The sequence below is a fragment of the Streptomyces sp. GS7 genome (assembly GCF_009834125.1).
Taxonomy (GTDB): Bacteria; Actinomycetota; Actinomycetes; order Streptomycetales; family Streptomycetaceae; genus Streptomyces.
Genome location: NZ_CP047146.1, coordinates 7,518,060 through 7,536,484, shown reverse-complemented (window position 1 = coordinate 7,536,484; position 18,425 = coordinate 7,518,060). Strand labels below are relative to the sequence as shown.

Here is an 18,425-nt window from a genome sequence, read left to right as displayed (position 1 = left end):
GCGCCGTGGTGCACCGGCCGGTACGGCGGCGGACGCGGACCCGGTGAGGGAGCCCCGGGACGTGGCGTGCCCGCCCTGTCTGACAGCGGGTCAGGCCCGCTGGGCGCACCAGGGCCTGAAGGCCCGCGGCGCCCACGAGGCGCTCCGCCGCCGCGGCCCTGCCGAGGGCGCCGGCGAGGCGCCGGACCTGCCCGGCGAGGCCGGGGAGCCGCCGAGCGGAAAGGTCCTCAACTCCGCGGTGCGGGCGGCCGCATGACGGCCCTCAGGGGGTGCGGGGCGAGCCGCGCCGGTGTGATGTCCGTCATGGAGGCCGGGCTGCGGCCCGAAGGGCCTCGCCGCGGGGCGCGGGGTCTCCCCTGCTCGAACGCAGGGGAGAGCTTGGATCGGGGTCTCCCCTGTTCGAACGCGGTCGAGAGCTTGGGGAAGGGCGGGTGACGGCGGCGAGTGACGCGCATCTCTTACCCACCAATCGATCGCCAACGACCGCTAACGTCACTGAGGACCGTCAAATGCACAGGGTGTGAGGGGACAGCAGTGGCAAAGAAGCTCGCCGTCATCGGCGCCGGACTCATGGGTTCCGGTATCGCGCAGGTCTCGGCTCAGGCGGGCTGGGACGTGGTGCTCCGCGATGTGACGGATGAGGCGCTGGCCCGCGGCAAGGGCGGCATCCAGAGCTCGTACGAGAAGTTCGTGGCCAAGGGCAAGCTGGACGCCTCGGCCGCCGAGCAGGCGCTGGCCCGCATCACCACCACGACCGACCTGGACGCGGTCGCCGACGCGGACATCGTCGTCGAGGCCGTCTTCGAGAGGATCGACGTCAAGCGGGAGATCTTCCAGGCGCTGGACAAGCTCGCCAAGGACGACGCGGTGCTGGCCTCCAACACCTCGGCCATCCCGATCACCAAGATCGCCGCGGCCACCTCCCGCCCCGAGCGGGTCGTGGGTACCCACTTCTTCTCGCCGGTGCCGATGATGCAGCTGTGCGAGCTGGTGCGCGGTTACAAGACCAGCGACGAAACCCTCGCCACGGCACGGGAGTTCGCCGAGTCCGTGGGCAAGACCTGTGTCGTCGTCAACCGCGACGTGGCCGGCTTCGTCACCACCCGGCTGATCTCGGCGCTGGTCGTCGAGGCCGCCAAGCTCTACGAGTCGGGCGTCGCCAGCGCCGAGGACATCGACACCGCCTGCAAGCTCGGCTTCGGCCACGCGATGGGGCCGCTGGCCACCGCGGACCTGACCGGCGTCGACATCCTGCTGCACGCCACCGAGAACATCTACACCGAGTCCCAGGACGAGAAGTTCGCGCCGCCGGAGATCATGCGGCGGATGGTCGATGCGGGCGATATCGGCCGCAAGAGTGGGCAGGGCTTCTACGAGCACTGATGTCGCGTCAGAACTTTGGTCCGACGCCGTCACCCCGTGGGGTGAATTCGGTATCGGTTCGCTTACAGGCGGCAACTTCGCCGTATGAGAGGCAGTCAGATCTGTAGACGACAATGCACCACAACCCATGACATCGGGGAGCGCATATGCACATCAGGGGCGACCACGTCGAGTTGGTCGTCGGGGGCCGGCTCGACGTCCGCAGCGCTGCGGACGCCCGTACGGCCCTGCACGCCGCCGTCGACTCCGGCCGGGGCGATCTGGTGCTGGACCTGACCGAACTGGAGTCGTGGGACGCCACCGGCCTCGGCGTGATCATGGGTGCGCACCGGCGTGCGGGCCGGGTCAACCGCCGGCTGGTGCTGCGCGGAGTGCCGCCCCAGATGCAGCGCCTCCTGGTCGCCACCCGGCTCCACCGCATCCTCGCGATCGAGGGCGGCATCGAAGCGGAATCGCTTCCCCGGGTGTGACGCGCCGGCCGCGGTGACCGGCCGGGCCCGGGAGGAATGCCGCAAACCGCGCCTTGTCCCCCTGATCCGGGGCGTTCTCGTCAAGGTGCCACCCCGCCGTGCGCTCCCCGGGTCACCGGGGCTAGGGTTCGGTTCCCCGCCGTATGCCATCAACCGCGGCGGGGCACCGGACCAGACGCGACGGCTGAAGAGATCCGCCGGAGCCGGGGGAGTGCGGACGGCCGGAAGCACCGACGGCACGCACATTCTGGGAGCTTGCAGCATGGACCCGAACACGCACCGGGGACCTGAGGAGTACGGCGAGCAGGACGCGCCCGACGCGCCGCCGGCCTCCGCGTCCGCCGACCGGCAGGGCGGCTCCGGCGGGCTCGCCCGGGTCGTCCGGCTGGTCGCCGGCAACTACCTCGTCGCCGTCAACCCGGTCGACGGCAGCGAGATACAGCCGTGCCCGCCCGGCGACCGGCCCGCCCCGCCGGAGAAGCTCGACCAGCAGGAACGTGCCGAGTCGGCCCGCGCCGCGGCGCCCCCGGTGCCGTCCGGCCCGGTCTCCTTCGCCGGCCACGAGGTCCCCCTCGAAGAGCGCGACGAGGACGTCGAACGGCTGGTCCGGCTGCTCACCCGCGGACGCTCCGTCCGCGTCACCGGCCCCTCCGGCTCGGGCCGCACCCGGCTGCTGGAGTCCGTCGCCGACGCGGTGGCGGACCTCGCCCCCGACGGCGTGGTCCGGCTCTCCGGCTACCACAGAGGCGTCACCGACGTCCTGCACGCCCTGTACGCGGCGGTCTACCGGGCCCCGCAGCACCGCCCCGACCGGGCCGAGCTGCTGCGGCTCCTCGGCGGCATCGGCGCGATCGTCGTCGTCGACGACCTGGAGTTCGGCGGCGCCGCGCTCGACGAGCTCCTCGACGCCACCCCCGAGTGCGCCTTCCTGCTCTCCGCGACCCCCGACGTCCCGGCCCCCAGCGCCGACTCGCACCTCGAAGAGGTCTTCGTCGGCGGGATCAGCCGCAACGCCGGCGTACGGCTGCTGGAGCGCGCCGTGGGCCGCCCGCTCTCCGCCGACGAGGACACCTGGGCCGCCGACCTCTGGTTCGAGTCCGAGGGGCTGCCGCTGCGGTTCGTCCAGGCCGCCGCCCTGCTGCGGCACCGCGAGCGGGCACGCACCGCGCCCGGCGCCCTGGACGACGGCTACGGGCTGTTCCCCGAGGAGAGCCCGGCCGCGGCCAATGAGCCCGGCGAGCGCCCCGAGACGCCGCTGCCGCCGCTCGGGGAGGCCGCCGCGCCCGCGTCGCTGCTCGCCGACCGGCTCGGCGCCGCCGCCCAGGAGACGCTCCGCTTCGCGGTCGCCCTCAACGGCGAACTGCCGCACCAGGCGCACCTGCCGGCCCTCACCCAGGACACCCACGCGGACGCCGCCCTCGGCGAGCTGCTGGGCAGCGGCCTGATCAGCCCGGCCGGCACCCACTACCGGCTCGCCGGCTCCGTCCGGGACCAGCTGATCGCCGCCGGCTACGCCGAGGGCGCCGCCGGCCGCGCGCACACCGCGGCCCAGCACTACGCCTGGTGGGCCGGTCACCCCTCGGTCACCCCCGATCGCGCCGCCGCCGAGTCCGACGCGGTGCTGGCCGCGATGGGCGTGCTGACCGGCAGCCGGGAGAGCGGCCACCCGGCCGCGGCCGTGCTGCTGGCCCGTACGGCGGCGCCCGCGTTCGCCGCGGCGCTGCACTGGAGCGCCTGGGAGCGCAGCCTGCGGCACGGCCAGGAGGCCGCCCGGCTGGCCGGTGAGGTCGCCGAAGAGGCGTACTTCCACCACGAGTTGGGCGTACTGGCGCTGTGCAGCGGCAACATCGACCGGGCGCGCGCCGAGCTGGAGGCGTCCATCGGGCTGCGCGGGGTGCTCTCCGACCGCGACGGCGCGGTCGCCGGGCGGAGGGCGCTGGCCCTGGTCATCGACGGCGCGCGGGCGGCCTCGGCGAACGCGGCCACGACCGTGCTGAAGTCCGTCGGCCCGGCGACGGCCGGCGCGGCGGCGGCAGCCGCGGACGCCCGGGACGCCGCGCGGACCCCGGCCACCGGGTCGCCCGACGCCGTCTCGACCGCCAAGCTGAACGCCGTCCGCCCCGCCGGCACCGGCCCGACGGTCGTCGCCCGCGGGGCCACGGCCGCCGCCGCGTCCGGCTCCGCCGGCGAGAGCACCGCGCCCACCGCCGCGGTCCCGGCCGCCAAGGGCACCGCCGCCGGCATCGGGGGCGCCCGGCGCGGCATCCTGCGCGGCAGCCGCCGCAACCTCGTCGCCGCCGGCGCCGGGGTGCTGCTGGCCGCCGCGCTCGGCACCGCCGTCACCATCGGAGCGACCTCCGGCACCTCCACCACCCAAGACCGCAACGTCACCACCGAGCAGACCTCGGGCGGCGACAGCGGCAGCCCGGACACGCCGGGGCAGGACCCCGCCACGGGCTCCGGCCTGCCGGGGGCCTCGGCGGGGGCGTCCGGGACGACCCGGCCCGGCACGCCCGGCCACAAGCCCGTCCCGGCGCCGTCCACCGGCCGTCCCGGTACCACCGGCGCGCCGACCGGTACCGGCCCGGGCTCCCCGACGACCGGTCCCACCTGGCCGACCGGCGAGCCCACCACGCCCACCGGCCGGCCGACCCACCCCACGCACAGCCCGAGCAGCAGTCCCACGAAGTCGACGTCGCCCAGCCCGACCGGGGAGCCCACCACCACGCCGACCGGCCCCACGGGCAAGCCGACGGGCCAGACCCCGTCGCAGAGCGCCGGCGGCCCGTCGGGCAACAGCCCGTCCGGCACCAGCGCCGCGGCGGCCACGGCCACCGGCTCCGGCGACCCGGCGTCCGCATCCGGCCAGGGCACTCCGACCGGCTGACGCCCCAAGAACGTCCGGGAACACCACGACGGCCCGGTACGGACCGCCCGCCGGAAGGCGGGCCGGCCGGTACCGGGCCGTCGTGGTGTTCCGTTCTCAGAACAGCCGCAGCTTGTCGTCCTCGATGCCGCGCAGCCCGTCGTAGTCCAGCACCACGCAGCCGATCCCGCGGTCCGTGGCCAGCACCCGGGCCTGCGGCTTGATCTCCTGAGCTGCGAAGACGCCCTTCACCGGGGCCAAGTGCGGGTCGCGGTTGAGGAGTTCGAGGTAGCGGGTGAGCTGCTCGACACCGTCGATCTCGCCCCGCCGCTTGATCTCGACCGCAACGGTCTGGCCGTCGGCGTCCCGGCACAAGATATCCACCGGACCAATGGCGGTGGGGTATTCACGCCGAATCAGCGAATAGCCCTCGCCCAGTGTCTCGATCCGATCGGCGAGCAGCTCCTGGAGGTGGGCCTCCACACCGTCCTTGATGAGTCCCGGGTCCACCCCGAGCTCGTGCGAGGAGTCGTGGAAGATCTCCTCCAGGGTGATGATGAGCTTCTCCCCGCCCTTGTTCTCCACCGTCCACACATCGCCGTCCCCTTCCTTGAGGGAACAGGGCGGGGACATCCAGTTGAGGGGTTTGTAGGCCCGGTCGTCCGCGTGGATGGAGACGGAGCCGTCGGCCTTCACCAGGATGAGGCGGGGGGCGGAGGGCAGGTGGGCGGTGAGCCGGCCCGCGTAGTCCACGGAGCAGCGGGCGATGACGAGACGCATGGTGCTTCACGCTACTCGAACCGGGGCCGCTGACGCGATTCGCCCCTGGACGCCGGTCCCTTTACGGGGGAAACCCCCGCACCCCCGGCGCCCGCCATTGGCCGGTTGTATGTGCAATCCCATGGTGCGGGCCCCTTGCGCGGCATACCGTTGAAGCAGGGGGTCGTGGGGCGAACACGCTCTGTCGCGAATTCCCCTTGTCCCATCCCTAGGCCCCGTCCGTCCCGGCGGGTCCGCGAGAGGAGAACCTCATGTCGCTCGACGTCTCACCGGCCCTCCTCGAACAGGCCGAGCGAGGCGAGGTCGACGAAGCCGCATTTGTCGACTGCGTCCGGAACTCCCTGCCCTACGCATGGGGGATGATCAGCTCTCTGGTGGCCCAGCTGAAGGTGGACGGCGGACAGTTCGCCGACAACCAGACGCCGCCGCCGGACGAGCAGGCGCGCGGCCAGCTGCTGCGCGCGCTGGCGAGTGACGCCATTCGCGGTTCGTTGGAGCGTCACTTCGGTGTGCGACTCGCCTTCCAGAACTGCCACCGGGTCGCGGTCTTCCCGCTCGACCCGGCGGTGGACGCGCGGCTGGCAAAATTCACCTCGATCCGGGGCCAGCTGCTGAACCAGTCGCCCGAACTCCGCGACTGCTGATCGGAGTTGCTGCCGCTGAGCGGGTCGGCCGGAGCACCCTCCGAGACCGTGCACCGGCGGCAGCACCACCGACCAGCCGTACTCCGCAGCTCGCCCCGCCCCCTCGCCACGGCCCGCCTCGCCGGCCCGCGAGGGCGCGCGGTGGCCGACCGGACGGCCACCGGCCCCGGTCACCCCAGCTGCGGCAGCACCTCGGAGCCCAGCCGCCGGACGTTCTCCTCGGTGGCGGCGAGATCCCCGGAGCCCTCCACGAGCAGCGCGAACCGCCGGATGCCCGTACGCTCCGAGGTCGCCGCCAGCCGGTCCGCGCACGACTCCGGCGTGCCGACCGGATGCAGCGCGCACAACAGCTCCGTATACGCCAGCGGATCCCGCATCCGGCGATAGCGGCCGTCGACCGTCACATGCGCGCCGAGCCCCTGCCGCAGCCAGCCGGGCATCGTCTTCGTCAGCGTCTCCACGGCCGCCGCCCGGTCGTCCGCGATCTGCACCACGCCCGCCGACACATGCTCCGCCGCGGCGATTTCGTCGCCGTCCCGGCCGGCCTCCCGCGCCGCCGACCGCCACAGCGCGACCATGTCCGCCTTCTCCTCGTCGCCGCTGTGCATCCCGAGCAGCATCGGCAGCCCGCGCGCGGCGGCCAGTTTGACCGACTCGGCGGAGGTGCAGGCCACCACCACCGGCGGCCCGGCCGTCAGACCGTCCGGATCGTCCGGATCCCCCAGCGCCTCGGCCGGCCGCGGCACCACCGCCACCTCCCGGAACGCGTAGCGCTCGCCCTGCGCGCCCACCCGCGGCTCGCGCAGCCAGCGCAGCAGCAGATCCAGTGACTCCGGGAAGCCGTGGTCGTACGCGGCCAGGCCGGAGCCGAAGACCTCCAGATCGACCCAGGGGCCGCCCCGGCCGACGCCGAGCGTGAACCGCCCCTCGGACGTCAGATGCAGCAGCGCCGCCTGCTCGCCGAGCGCCACCGGATGCTGGGTCGGCAGCACGCTGACCGCCGTGCCCACACCGATCCGGCGGGTCCGTCCCAGCAGCAGCGCGGCCAGCGTCGCCGCCTGCGGGCAGACGCCGTACGGCACGAAGTGGTGTTCCGCCAGCCAGACGTCATGGAGGCCGGCCTGCTCCGCGATCTCCGCGGAGCGCACCGCGCGGTGCAGTGCTTCCCCCTGTCCCTGGCCCGGGAATTGAGCGGCCAGGATGAACGCACCTACGCGCATCGCTCTCTGCCTCCTCGCAGCCGACGCGACTCCCCCCTCACAGGCAACAACGTGCGACACGTGCCCAGGGCACGGCCTGAAGCGAAATTTCCAGATCATCGCAGAAACGCGGCAGCGGGCTTCTGCCCCTGACCGTGCCGCGTACGCTGGTCACGGCCCTCCCCCCAAGCTCTCCACTCGTCCCCCGCTCTCCACTTCTCCCCGCCCTCGACTCCTTTCGAGCGGGGGGACCCCCATGAGCGGGGGAACCACGAGCAAGGAGGGACCCCCATCCCCGTCGACCTCCCGAGGTGTGCTGTGTCCCCGCGTCGAAACCGCCAGCGCGGTGCGAAACCCGTCGAGCGCGCGGGCGGCGAGCGCTACGGCCTGGAAGCCACCGAGGAGTGGCGGGGCGAGGAGTGGGTCGTCCGGCAGGTCGGTGCGAGCGGCGCGGCCAAGCACTACCGCTGCCCGGGCTGTGACCAGGAGATCCCGCCGGGCGTCCCGCACGTCGTCACCTGGCCCCGGCACGGCGACGTCGACGACCGCCGCCACTGGCACCGCGCCTGCTGGAACGCACGGGACCGCCGGAGCGCACGGCTCCAGCGGTCCCGGAACGCGCCCAGGTACTGAGCGCGGAAGGCGAGTCGAGCGGTCAGACGTCCCGCTTGAGGAGCACCGCGTAGGCGCCGCCCAGGGCGACCGCGGTCACCCCCGCGAGGATCAGCACCGGCGTCCAGCCCGACGGCCCCTCGGGCAGGAACGGGATGTCGTAGAGCGTGGCGAACGCGTTGGGCACCGAGTACTCGATCATCTTGTGCTGGAAGTCCTTGAGGGACTCGCCCTGGAGGAACAGCGCCAGCAGCATCGGCAGCAGCACCACGCCCATCATGGCGCTGATGGCGCCCGCGGAGTGCCGCAGCAGGGCGCCGACGGACAGCGCCAGCAGACCGAGCAGCGCGACGTACAGACCGGCGCCGACGGTGCCGCGCAGCCACTGGTCGACGGTCGGCTCCGGGCCGTTGAGCATCCCGTAGTCGAGCAGCGCCACCAGGGTCGTGGCGATCGTGGTCAGCACCAGCGCCAGCCCGAAGAAGACGATCGCCTTCGCGGTCAGCACCCGGGCGCGGCTGGGGCAGGCGGTCAGCGTCGTACGGATCATGCCGGTGCCGTACTCCGACGAGATCGACAGCACGCCCAGCGTCATCACGCACAGGCTGCCGAGCAGCACGCCGACGAAACCCACCGCGAGCAGCGGGTTGACCCGCCGCTCCGAGCCCAGCGCGAGCGCCGACAGCAGCCCGACGCCGACGATGAGCAGCAGCATCACGCCGAGCGTCCACATCGTCGAGCGCACCGAGCGGATCTTGGTCCACTCGGAGACCAGCGCATCGCCGAGGTGGCTCGCGCGCACCGGGATGGGGGAGACGTAACCGGCCCCGCCGGCCTGCCAGTTGGGGGCCTCGGGGTGGTGCGGCTGCTGCGGGGGCGGGCCCTGCGGCTGGGGTTGAGGGTGGGGCTGCGGGTGCGGGCCGGCGGCCGGGACGGTCAGCATCATCGTGCCGGCCGCCCCACCCGGCCCGCCCGGACCGTGCGCCGCCAGCGGCGTCGGCTCGGAGTGGCCGCCGGCCGGCGGCTGGGCCTGGGGGAGCGGCTGGGCCTGGAGCATCATCGTGCCGGCCTCCTTGGCGGGGCCGGGCTGCTCCGGTGCCGGCTGGGCCTGGAGCATCATCGTCCCCGCCTCCCTGGCGGGCGCGGGCTGCCCGGGCGCCTGCTGGGCCTGGAGCATCATGGTGCCCGCCTCCTTGGCGGGCGCGGGCTGCTCCGGTGCCGGCTGCGGCGGGGCCGGGGGAGCGGCGGGCGGCATCGGCGCGGCCGGCGGCATCTCCTGCGCACCGGTGTCGTGCGGTCCGCGCTCCGGCTGCGGCTGGGGCTGCGGCTGCTGAGGGCTGGTCATCGGGCGTCCTCGTGGTGCGGCGTGGGCAGGTCGGCGGGTGCGGCGGCGGGCGGCGCGGCCGGCGGCACGGGGGCGGCGGGCTGCGGCTGCTGCCCGTACGGGTGGGGCGCGCCGTAGGGACCAGGAGCCCCGTACGGGTGACCCTGGCCCTGCGGCGGCAGCGGCTGACCCGGCACCGGAGCGGCCCCGGGGGGCTGGGCGTACGGGTTCGGCGGCAACTGGCCCGGCACCGGCGGCTGGAGCGCCCCGGGCGGCACCGCATATCCCTGCGGGACGGCTCCCTGCGGCGCGTATCCCTGCGGGGCGTACCCGGCCGGTGCCTGCTGCTGGAGGCCGGCCCGCTGGTCGGTCGTCGAGCGGTAGTCGACGGCGCCCTGCGTCATCCGCATGTACGCCTCTTCGAGAGACGCCTGGTGCGGCGAGAGCTCCCACAGCCGGACCTCGGCCGTGTGCGCCAGATCGCTGATCCGGGGCAGCGGCAGCCCGGTCACCCGCAGCGCGCCGTCCGGCTCGGGCACCGCCTGGCCGCCCGCCTCGCCGATCGCCGCGGTCAGCTTCTCGCGCTGCTCCGGCTCGCCGTCCGGCGTCCGCACCCGGGCGAAGTCCGCGGAGTGGGCCGAGATGAAGTCCTTGACGGACATGTCCGCCAGCAGCTGGCCGCGGCCGATCACGATCAGGTGCTCGGCGGTCAGCGCCATCTCGCTCATCAGGTGCGAGGAGACGAAGACGGTACGGCCCTCGGCCGCCAGCTGCTTCATCAGGTTCCGCACCCACAGGATGCCTTCGGGGTCCAGGCCGTTGACCGGCTCGTCGAAGAGCAGCACCTGCGGATCGCCGAGCAGCGCCGCCGCGATGCCCAGCCGCTGGCCCATACCGAGCGAGAAGCCCTTGGAGCGCCGGCTGGCGACGTCCTGGAGACCGACCACCCCGAGTACCTCGTCGACCCGCCGGGCCGGAATGCCGGACAGCTGGGCCAGCGACAGCAGATGCGACCGCGCGCTGCGCCCGCCGTGCACGGCCTTGGCGTCGAGCAAAGCGCCCACCTGGCGCGGGGCGTTGGGAACGTCGCGGAACGGACGGCCGCCGATCGTGGCGCGGCCCGACGTCGGCGTGTCCAGGCCCAGGATCATCCGCATCGTCGTCGACTTGCCGGAGCCGTTGGGCCCCAGGAAGCCGGTGACCGTGCCCGGCCGCACCCGGAACGACAGGTTGTGCACGGCCGTCTTGGGCCCGTAGCGCTTGGTCAGGCCGACTGCCTCGATCATTCTCCGCCCCTCGCAGATGGTCGGGGCAGAGGCGCTCTCGTACCCCCGTGAGGGTTAGGAGGCTATACGTCCCTTGACGGTTCCCGTCAAAACGGGGGGACTCCGGCACCGGTCGGGGCGGCCCGGGACGGTCCCGTCAGGCGTCGCGCCTGCGCAGCAGCAGGAAGCCGCCGAGCAGCGCCGCCGCCGTCCACGCCGCCATGATGGCGAAGCCGCCCCACGGCCCGTACGGCGTCTGGTCGTTGACGGGGGCGACCACCTGCATGATCTTCGAGCCGGCCTGGTCCGGGAGGTAGCGGCCGATCTTCCGGGTCGCCGAGACGTTCCCGAGGATGCTGGAGATCAGGAAGAAGAACGGCATCAGGATGCCGAGCGACAGCATCGGGCTGCGCAGCATCGTGGCCACCCCCATCGAGAACAGCGCGATCATCGTCATGTAGAGGCAGCCGCCGACCACCGCCCGCAGCACGCCCGGATCGTCGAGGTACGCCCGGTGCTCGCCGAGCGCCGCCTGCCCCGCGAAGAACGTCACGAAGCTGGTCGCCAGGCCGACCGCGAAGACCAGCGCGGTGGCCACCAGCAGCTTGCTGAACAGGAAGGTGCCGCGCTGCGGTACGGCGGCGAGCGAGGTGCGGATCATGCCGGTGCTGTACTCGTTCGAGACCACCAGCACCCCGAAGACGATCATCGACAGCTGGCCCAGGCCCATCCCGGCGAAGCTGATGTTGGTCGGGTCGAAGGCGAGCCGCCGGGAGTCCGGCAACGAGGCGAAGTCGTTTCTGGCGAGGGTGCAGATCAGCACGCCCACGACGACGGTCACCACCACCGCGATGCCCAGCGTCCACACCGTCGACCGCACCGACCTGATCTTGGTCCACTCCGACCGCAGGACCTGCCCGACCACGGCCATCCGTCAGCTCCTTCTCTTCTGCCACTGCGCGCCCCAGCCGCCCTGCTGCGGGCTTCCCTGCTGCGGACCCCCCGGTGGCGGACTGCCGGGTGGCGGACCGGCTGGTGGTGGACCGGCTGGTGGTGGACCGCCCTGCTGCGGACGGCCGGGCTGCGGACCCCACGGCCGCGGGCTTCCCGGCTGCGGACCCCCCGGCCGGGGGCCGGCCGCGTACGCGCCCTGCGGTACCGCGGGCCGCCGCGGCTGCCCGGCCCACGGCCCGGCCGGCTCGCCGTTGTGCGCGTGGTACTCCACCGAACCGGCCGTCAGCCGCATGAACGCCTCCTCCAGGGACGCCTGCTGGGGGCTCAGCTCGTGCAGCACCAGCCCGCGCGCGGCGGCCAGTTCGCCCAGCCGGCGGGCCGGCACCCCGTCGACCTCCAGCGAGCCGTCGCGGGCCGCCACCGCCGCGACGCCCTCGCGGCGCAGCACGTCCAGCAGCCGCTCCCGCTCCGGGGACCGCAGTCGGACGTACGACCGCGAGTTCTGCCGGATGAACTCCGCCATCGACGTGTCCGCCAGCAGCCGGCCCTGCCCGATCACCACCAAGTGGTCCGCGGTCAGCGCCATTTCGCTCATCAGGTGGGAGGAGACGAAGACCGTACGGCCCTGGGCCGCGAGGTTCTTCATCAGGTTGCGGATCCAGTGGATGCCCTCCGGGTCGAGCCCGTTGACCGGCTCGTCGAACATCAGGATCCGCGGGTCGCCGAGCAGCGCCGCCGCGATCCCGAGCCGCTGGCCCATGCCGAGCGAGAAGCCCTTGGACCGCTTCCCGGCGACCGCGGTCAGCCCGACGGTGTCCAGCACCTGGGCGACCCGGGACCGGGGGATGCCGTTGCTCTGGGCCAGACACAGCAGGTGGTTGGCGGCGCTGCGGCCACCGTGCATCGCCTTGGCGTCCAGCAGCGCGCCGACATACGTGAGGGGGTTCCTCAGCTGCCGGAAGTGCATGCCGTCGATGCGGACCGTGCCGGCCGTCGGATTGTCCAGATCGAGCATCATCCGCATGGTGGTGGACTTGCCCGCGCCGTTGGGACCGAGGAAGCCGGTGACGATGCCCGGCCGGACGGTGAACGTCAGATGGTCCACCGCAACCTTGTCGCCGTAATGCTTGGTCAGCCCCATGACCTCGATCATGTACAGCACGCTAGGCCCGCCCTGATGGCCCCGCCACCGGGGCGGCGCCGCCCGGTGGACCGGTCACGACGGCGCCCCCGCACCGCCACGGAGGCGGTACGGGGGCGCGGTTCGGCGATGCGGGAACGTGCCTGCGGTTCAGCGCGACTGCTGGGCGGGCACGCCGCGGGTGAGGGACTCCTCGTCGCCCGGCGCACCGGCCGCGGCCACCGCGGCACCGGTCAGCGTCGCCAGCATCTCGCGGACGTTGGTCAGCTGCGCGTTGATCGAGTCCCGGCGGTTGGTGAGCGCCGCCAGCTCGCGCTCCGATTCGCTGCGGATCCGGTCGGCCTTGGCGTTGGCGTCCGCCACGATGTCCTCGGCCTGGCGCTGCGCGGTCTCCACGGTCTGACGGGCCCGGCGCTCGGCGTCCGTCCGCAGCTTCTCGGCCTCCAGGCGCAGCTGCTCGGCGCGGTGCTCGATCTCCGCCAGTCGCTTCTCGGCCTTGGCCTGGCGCGAGGCCAGATCGCGCTCGGACTGCTCCCGGCGCTTGGCCAGGTTGGTCTCGAAGTCCGCGGCGGCCTGGGCGGCCTTGGCCCGGGTCTCCTCGAAGAGGGAGTCCGCCTCCTCCCGCTTGGACTGGGCGTCCTTCTGCGCCTCGGCGCGCAGGGTCGACGCCTCGCCCTTGGCCTTCTCGACGATCCTGGCGCCCTCGTCCTCGGCCTTCGCCTTGCGCTCGGCGGCGAACTGCTCGGCGTCGTTGCGGACCTGCTGGGCGGCCGACTCGGCCAGCTCGCGATGCTGCTCGGCAGCCCGACGAGCCTCCTCGCGCAGGTCCTTGGCCTCCTCCTCGGCGAGACGGAGGATCTTTTCGACGCGCGCGCCGAGGCCCGCGTAGGACGGCTCGGCGTCATTGACCTGAGCCTGGGCGTTCTGCGTTTCGAGGTGCAGCTCCTCGATGCGCTTCTCCAGCGAGGTGATACGGGCCAGCGCGCTGTCGCGGTCCGCGACGAGCTTCGTAATGCGGTCATCCACCTGACCGCGGTCGTACCCACGCCGCACGAGCTCGAAGCCGAAGGGGGAGGAAGTGTCGCTCATGGGGTTCCTGTCGAAAGAGACCGGTGAGGTGATAAGGAGAATCCTAGGGGTCTTAACGGCGTGTCATCGAGTCATTGCGCGTTTGAAGTGGAGAATGACCCCTCGTTTGAGTGGCTACCCTTCAGACTGCTTGCCACTCGAACGAGTTGCGCCCGCTCCCGCAGCGGCCTTCACACCCCCGCCCTTGCCGTCCGCGCCCCCCGCGGGGGTCTCGAACGACTCCAGCGCTTCCAGAACGTCCTGAACTCGGGAGATTTCGGCGTTGATGTCCTCGCGGCGGCGCACCAGCACCTCCAGCTCGCGCTTGCCCTCCTCCACGATCCGGGTGGCCTCCTCCTCGGCCTCCGTACGCATCCGCTTCGCGTCGCGCACCGCCTCGGCCTTCTTGTTCTCGGCCTCCTTGATGAGGCCCTCGGCCTTCTTGACGGCCTGGATCCGGACCTTGCTCGCCTCGCTGTTCGCGTCGGACATCATCCGGTCGGCCTTCTCCTCGGCCTCCACCTGCTGCGCGGTGGCCTGCGCGATGAGCTTGTCGACCCGCTCGCCGGCGTTCTTCATCGTCTCCGCCGACTCCCGGCGGGCCCGCTCGTGCAGCTCCTCGACCTCGGACTCGATGCGCACCCGCAGCTCCTCGGCGCGCTCCCTTATGGCCGTGGCGTCCCCGCGGGCCTCGCTCAGCAGCGTGTCGGCGTCCGTACGGGCCTTCTCCACGCGCGTGTTGCCCTCGTTCGTCGCCTCCCGGACGATCCGGTCGGCCTCCTTGCGGGCCGCCCCGACCATCGTGTCGGCCTGCTCCTCGGCGCCGGTGGCCGTCTTCAGCGCCTCCTCCTGGGCCTTGGCGATGAGCTGGTCGGCCTGCTCGGCGGCGTCGCCGCGGCGCTTGGCCGCGTCCTTGCGGGCCTCGTCCAGCAGTCCGTCGGCCTCCTCCTGAGCCTCGGTCCTGGTGCGCTCGGCGGCCGCCTCCGCGTCCTCGCGGACCTTCGCGGACTCGCTGCGGGTGCGGTTGGCGTGCTCCTGGGCGGCGGCGACGGTCTCGGCCGCCTCGGCGCGCAGCCGGTCCGCCTCCGCGGTGGCCGTGGCGATCATCCGGTCCGCCTGCTCGCGGGCGTCCGCCCGGGCGCGGTCCGCGTCCCGCTCGGCCTCCGCGGTCCGCTCCGCCGCCTCCGAACGCAGCCGCTCGGCCTCGCCGGCGGCCTCCGCCACCAGCTCGTCGGCCTGCGTCGCGGCGTCCGCACGCGTCTTGTTGGCCGCCTTGCGCGCCTCGTCGCCGGTGCGCTCAGCGTCCGTACGGGCGCCGTCCAGCACCTCGGCGGCCTCGGCCCGCAGCCGCTCGGCCTCCTCGGTGGCCTCCGCGACCCTCGCCCGCGCCTGCTGCTCGCCCTCCGCGCGCAGCAGGTCGGCGGCCTCCTGGCCCTCCCGGACCGTGCGGTCCGCGTCGTCCTGCGCCGAAGACGTCAGCTCGGTGGCCTCGGTGACGATCCGCTCGGCCTCCGTACGCGCCTCGGCGATCAGCCGGTCGGTCTGCCCGGCGGCCTCCGACCGCATCCGGTTCGCGTCGTCCCGCGCCTCGGCCCGCGCCCGCGCCGCGTCCTGCTCCGCCGACGCCAGCGCGTCCGACGCGTCGGTGCGCAGCTGCTGCGCCTTCGCGGTGGCGTCCGCGACCAGCTTGTCGGCCTGTGCGGTGGCTTCGGTGACGAGCCGGTCGGCCTGTTCGGCGGCTTCGGTGCGGGCGGCGTTGGCGTCGCGGCGGGCCTCGTCCAGGACGTCCGCGGCCTCGGTCCGCAGCTCCTCGGCCTGCGCGGTGGCGTCCGCGACCTGCTTCTCCGCCTCGGCGGTGGCTTCGGTGACGAGCCGGTCGGCCTGTTCGGCGGCTTCGGTGCGGGCGGCGTTGGCGTCGCGGCGGGCCTCGTCCAGGACGTCCGCGGCCTCCGTCCGCAGCCGCTCGGACTCCTCGATGGCCTGCGAAACCGTCCGCTCCGCAAGGGACTTGGCGGCCTCCGACGACTCCTGCGCGTCCCGCCGCACCCGCGCCGCGTCCTCCGACGCGCGCTCGCGCTCGGCGTAGGCGTCCGCGCGGACCCGGTCGGCCTCCTCCTGCGCCTCGGTCCTGGTCCGCTCGGCGGCGTGCTCGGCCGCCGAACGCAGCCCGGCGATCTCCTCGTTGGCCTGGTCGTGCAGCCCCGCGACCGCGTCGCGCACCTGCTGCGCGGTCTGCTCGGCCCCCGCCACCAGCTCGCCGGCCCGCCGGTCCGCCTCCTCGACCAGCCGCTCGGCCTCCGCCTGCGCCTCGCTCACCCGCGTACGGGCCGACGCCAGCAGCTCCTCGCTCTGCTCCCGCGCCGCGGTGCGCTCCTGGTGGGCCTCCTCGCGGGCCTCGCCCAGCAGCTGCTCGGCCTCCCGGCGGCGGCGCGCGGCCTCCTCCTGGGCCTCGGCGAGCGCCTGCGCCGCCTCCGTGCCGGTGCGCTCGGCTGCGGCCGCCGCCTCCGCGCGCACCCGGTCCGCGGTCTCCTGCGCCTCCGCCTTCAGCCGCTCCGCCTCGGCGGAGGCCTCGCCGCGCAGCCGTACGGACACCGCCTCGGCCTCGGAACGCGCCGCCGAGGCGTCCTCGGCGGCCTCCGCGCGCAGCCGTTCGGCCTCCTCCTCGGCCTGCTGCGCCAGCGACCGCCGGCGCTCCGCGGCCTCCGCCTTGAGCCGGGCCGCCTCCTCCTGCGTCTCCCGGCGCAGCTGCTCGGCCTCCGCACGGGCCTCGCGCAGTGCCTCCTCGGCGGCGGCGACCCGCTCCTCCGCCTCGACGCGCAGCCGGTCCAGCTCGGCCTGTGCCTCGGCCCGCCGCTCCTCGGTGGCCTCCTCGGCCTCCGCGCGCAGCGCCGCGGCGCTCTTCTCGGCCTCGGACGTCAGCTCCTCGGCGGCCTGGGTGCCCTCCAGCAGCAGCTGTTCGGCCTCCGCACGGGCCCGCTCCAGCGCCTCGTCGGCCTGCCGGCGCAGCCCCGAGGCCCGCTCGATGGCCTCCGTCCGCACCCGCTCGCTCTCCGCGACCGCGCCCGAACGGGTCTCCTCGGCACCGGCCTTGGCCTTGGCCAGCAGCTCCTCGGCGGTCCCGGCCGCCTCCTCGATCTGCTGAACGGCCTCCCGGCGCGCCTCACTGCGGATCCGCTCGCCCTCGGCGACCGCGTCCGCCCGCAGCTGCTCCGCCTCGCCGCGCAGCCGCCGCGCCTCCTCCTGGAGTTCGACGGTCTTGGCGCGGTACTCCTTGGTGTCGTCCTTCGCCGCGCCCTTGAGCTGCGCCGCGGTGTCGTGCGCCTCCTCGCGCAGCCGGTCCGCCTCGGACTCGGCCTCCCTGCGCAGCCGTTCGGCCTCCTCGGCGGCGGCCTTCGTGGTGGCCTTGGCGTCCTCGGACGCCCTGGTCAGCACCTCCTCGGCGGTCCGCGCCGCCTTCGCCAGCTGCGCCGCGGAGTCCTCCGCCACCTTGGAGCGCGCCGCGTCCTGCGCCTCCGAGAGCAGCCGATCGGACTCCGCCCGCGCGTCCGCCCGCAGTTGCTCGGCCTCCGCCTTGAGCGCCTCGGCCTCCTTGGTGGCCTCTCCCACCAGCCGGGCGATCTCCGCCTTGGCCGTACGGGTGCGCTGCTCGTTCTCCGACTCGGCGGCCGACAGCCGCTTGGTGGCGGACTGCTGCGCCTCCTCGACCAGCTTCTCCGCCTCGGTGCGCGCCTCGCGCAGTGCGGTGTCGGCCTCCTTGACCCGGGCCTCGGCGGTACGGGTCAGCTCCGCGGCCTGCCGGCGGGCCTCCTCCGACTCGCTGCCGGCCGTGGTGCGCAGCTGCTCGGCCTGGTCGGTGGCCTCCTGGGCCTGGTTGGACGCGGCGTTCAACAGCCGCTCGGCGTCCGTACGCGCCCGGCGCAGGATGGATTCCGCTTCGGCCCGCGCCTCTTCGGCCTGGGTGCCCAGCCGCTCGCGGGCCTGCTCGGCCAGCCGCTGCGCCTCGGCGCGCGCGGACGCCAGCGCCTGCTCGGCCTCCGCCCGGGACTCCTCCATCAGGCGGCGGGCCTGCGACTCCGTACGGGCGCGCAGTTGCTCGGCCCAGGCGACGTTCTCGTTGACGTGCGATTCGACGGTCTGGCGGCGCTCGTTGAGCTCCTCGTCCAGCCGCTGCCGGCGGCCGACCGCCTCGGCGTGCAGCTCGGCCTCCAGCCGGGCCTGCCGCTCGGCCTGGTCCTGGAGCAGCCGCTGGGTCTGCGCCCGTGCCTCGCGCAACTCCCGCTCGGCGTCCGAACGCAGCTGGTCGGCCTGGATCTGCGCGTTGCGCAGCAGTTGTTCGGCCTGGTGGCTGACGTTGTCGTAGGCAGGTCGGGTCGCGAGACTGCGGCGCGCCTCGTGGAGCTTGGCGCGCAGCACCTCGACCTGGTAACCGAGGTCGTCGGCGTGCTGGACGGCCTTGTCCCGCTCGGTCTTCAGCCGCTCCATCTCGGCTTCGAACTGAGAGAGGTGGTCGGCCTCAGCCCACTTACGCTCCTGGCGTTCGTTGCCCCGCACTGCGCGGTCCCATCCGTCCCCTGGTCATGGTGGCGGCCGGCTCCGGTCCTGCGATGCGCGTCCCGTACACGTCCCGTCGTACCCGACTCGCACCCATCGGAGCTGACCCTTCCGAAGAAATGGTGTCAGATCATCGGCAGAGTATGGACCGAGCCCCATTCCCTTACC

At 73.9% G+C, this 18,425-nt stretch carries 14 protein-coding genes; 6 read left to right on the top strand and 8 right to left on the bottom strand.

Translation table 11 applies throughout. From position 1 onward, the window contains the following. Window positions 1–61: 61 nt before the first annotated feature. The 4 genes from GR130_RS32625 (at window position 62) to GR130_RS32610 (ending at window position 4,740) form a co-directional block, all read left to right on the top strand. Window positions 62–256 (top strand): hypothetical protein, encoded by a 195-nt coding sequence (locus GR130_RS32625; protein WP_159508038.1) that lies wholly within the window; start codon window positions 62–64, stop codon window positions 254–256. 278 nt (window positions 257–534) lie between these two features. After that, window positions 535–1,383, top strand: coding sequence for a 3-hydroxyacyl-CoA dehydrogenase family protein (locus GR130_RS32620; protein ID WP_159508037.1), 849 nt, complete (start codon window positions 535–537; stop codon window positions 1,381–1,383). A 146-nt stretch (window positions 1,384–1,529) separates the two neighbouring features. Next, window positions 1,530–1,853 (top strand): STAS domain-containing protein, encoded by a 324-nt coding sequence (locus GR130_RS32615; RefSeq protein WP_159508036.1) that lies wholly within the window; start codon window positions 1,530–1,532, stop codon window positions 1,851–1,853. A 262-nt stretch (window positions 1,854–2,115) separates the two neighbouring features. Continuing rightward, the gene (locus tag GR130_RS32610) at window positions 2,116–4,740 is read left to right on the top strand and encodes an ATP-binding protein (RefSeq protein ID WP_159508035.1); all 2,625 of its coding nucleotides are present in this window, start codon (window positions 2,116–2,118) and stop codon (window positions 4,738–4,740) included. Window positions 4,741–4,836: 96 nt separating this feature from the next. On the opposite strand, the gene nucS is transcribed toward GR130_RS32610, so the two are convergent. Beyond that, window positions 4,837–5,499 carry an endonuclease NucS gene (gene nucS, locus GR130_RS32605; protein WP_159508034.1) on the bottom strand — a complete coding sequence of 221 codons (663 nt, stop codon included), beginning with the start codon at window positions 5,497–5,499 and terminating at the stop codon, window positions 4,837–4,839. Window positions 5,500–5,750: 251 nt separating this feature from the next. Here nucS and GR130_RS32600 point away from each other — a divergent pair, with 251 nt between their 5' ends. Beyond that, window positions 5,751–6,143, top strand: a complete 393-nt coding sequence (locus GR130_RS32600; RefSeq protein ID WP_159508033.1) for an SCO5389 family protein — start codon at window positions 5,751–5,753, stop codon at window positions 6,141–6,143. A gap of 170 nt (window positions 6,144–6,313) precedes the next feature. Here GR130_RS32600 and GR130_RS32595 read toward each other — a convergent pair whose 3' ends face one another. Next, a complete protein-coding gene (locus tag GR130_RS32595) occupies window positions 6,314–7,363 on the bottom strand; it encodes an LLM class flavin-dependent oxidoreductase (RefSeq protein WP_159508032.1) in 1,050 nt (349 codons plus the stop codon). Window positions 7,364–7,660: 297 nt separating this feature from the next. Between GR130_RS32595 and GR130_RS32590 the strand changes: the two genes are divergently transcribed. Beyond that, a complete protein-coding gene (locus GR130_RS32590; protein WP_159508031.1) occupies window positions 7,661–7,975 on the top strand; it encodes an ATP/GTP-binding protein in 315 nt (104 codons plus the stop codon). 22 nt (window positions 7,976–7,997) lie between these two features. Here the strand turns inward: GR130_RS32590 and GR130_RS32585 are convergent, their stop codons facing one another. The 6 genes from GR130_RS32585 to scy all read right to left on the bottom strand — a co-directional run bounded on the left by GR130_RS32585 (window position 7,998) and on the right by scy (window position 18,257). Next, window positions 7,998–8,894 (bottom strand): ABC transporter permease subunit, encoded by an 897-nt coding sequence (locus tag GR130_RS32585; RefSeq protein WP_236574049.1) that lies wholly within the window; start codon window positions 8,892–8,894, stop codon window positions 7,998–8,000. Window positions 8,895–9,295: 401 nt separating this feature from the next. Next, window positions 9,296–10,564 carry an ABC transporter ATP-binding protein gene (locus GR130_RS32580; RefSeq protein WP_159508029.1) on the bottom strand — a complete coding sequence of 423 codons (1,269 nt, stop codon included), beginning with the start codon at window positions 10,562–10,564 and terminating at the stop codon, window positions 9,296–9,298. Window positions 10,565–10,700: 136 nt separating this feature from the next. Next, complete coding sequence (locus GR130_RS32575; RefSeq protein WP_159508028.1) at window positions 10,701–11,474, bottom strand: ABC transporter permease; 774 nt, start codon at window positions 11,472–11,474, stop codon at window positions 10,701–10,703. 3 nt (window positions 11,475–11,477) lie between these two features. After that, window positions 11,478–12,650 (bottom strand): ABC transporter ATP-binding protein, encoded by a 1,173-nt coding sequence (locus GR130_RS32570; protein WP_159508027.1) that lies wholly within the window; start codon window positions 12,648–12,650, stop codon window positions 11,478–11,480. A gap of 138 nt (window positions 12,651–12,788) precedes the next feature. Next, window positions 12,789–13,727: a cellulose-binding protein gene (locus GR130_RS32565; protein WP_159508026.1), complete on the bottom strand. Its 939-nt coding sequence runs from the start codon at window positions 13,725–13,727 to the stop codon at window positions 12,789–12,791. Between the two features lie 114 nt (window positions 13,728–13,841). Continuing rightward, complete coding sequence (gene scy, locus GR130_RS32560; protein WP_159508025.1) at window positions 13,842–18,257, bottom strand: polarized growth protein Scy; 4,416 nt, start codon at window positions 18,255–18,257, stop codon at window positions 13,842–13,844. Window positions 18,258–18,425: the final 168 nt, after the last annotated feature.

Excerpts from the sequence above, each read along its gene's own strand:
- GR130_RS32600 (WP_159508033.1), top strand. The coding sequence starts at position 5,751 with ATGTCGCTCGACGTCTCACCGGCCCTCCTCGAACAGGCCGAGCGAGGC.
- GR130_RS32580 (WP_159508029.1), bottom strand. The coding sequence starts at position 10,564 with ATGATCGAGGCAGTCGGCCTGACCAAGCGCTACGGGCCCAAGACGGCC.
- GR130_RS32615 (WP_159508036.1), top strand. The coding sequence starts at position 1,530 with ATGCACATCAGGGGCGACCACGTCGAGTTGGTCGTCGGGGGCCGGCTC.
- GR130_RS32575 (WP_159508028.1), bottom strand. The coding sequence starts at position 11,474 with ATGGCCGTGGTCGGGCAGGTCCTGCGGTCGGAGTGGACCAAGATCAGG.
- GR130_RS32610 (WP_159508035.1), top strand. The coding sequence starts at position 2,116 with ATGGACCCGAACACGCACCGGGGACCTGAGGAGTACGGCGAGCAGGAC.
- GR130_RS32595 (WP_159508032.1), bottom strand. The coding sequence starts at position 7,363 with ATGCGCGTAGGTGCGTTCATCCTGGCCGCTCAATTCCCGGGCCAGGGA.
- nucS (WP_159508034.1), bottom strand. The coding sequence starts at position 5,499 with ATGCGTCTCGTCATCGCCCGCTGCTCCGTGGACTACGCGGGCCGGCTC.
- GR130_RS32565 (WP_159508026.1), bottom strand. The coding sequence starts at position 13,727 with ATGAGCGACACTTCCTCCCCCTTCGGCTTCGAGCTCGTGCGGCGTGGG.
- GR130_RS32570 (WP_159508027.1), bottom strand. The coding sequence starts at position 12,650 with ATGATCGAGGTCATGGGGCTGACCAAGCATTACGGCGACAAGGTTGCG.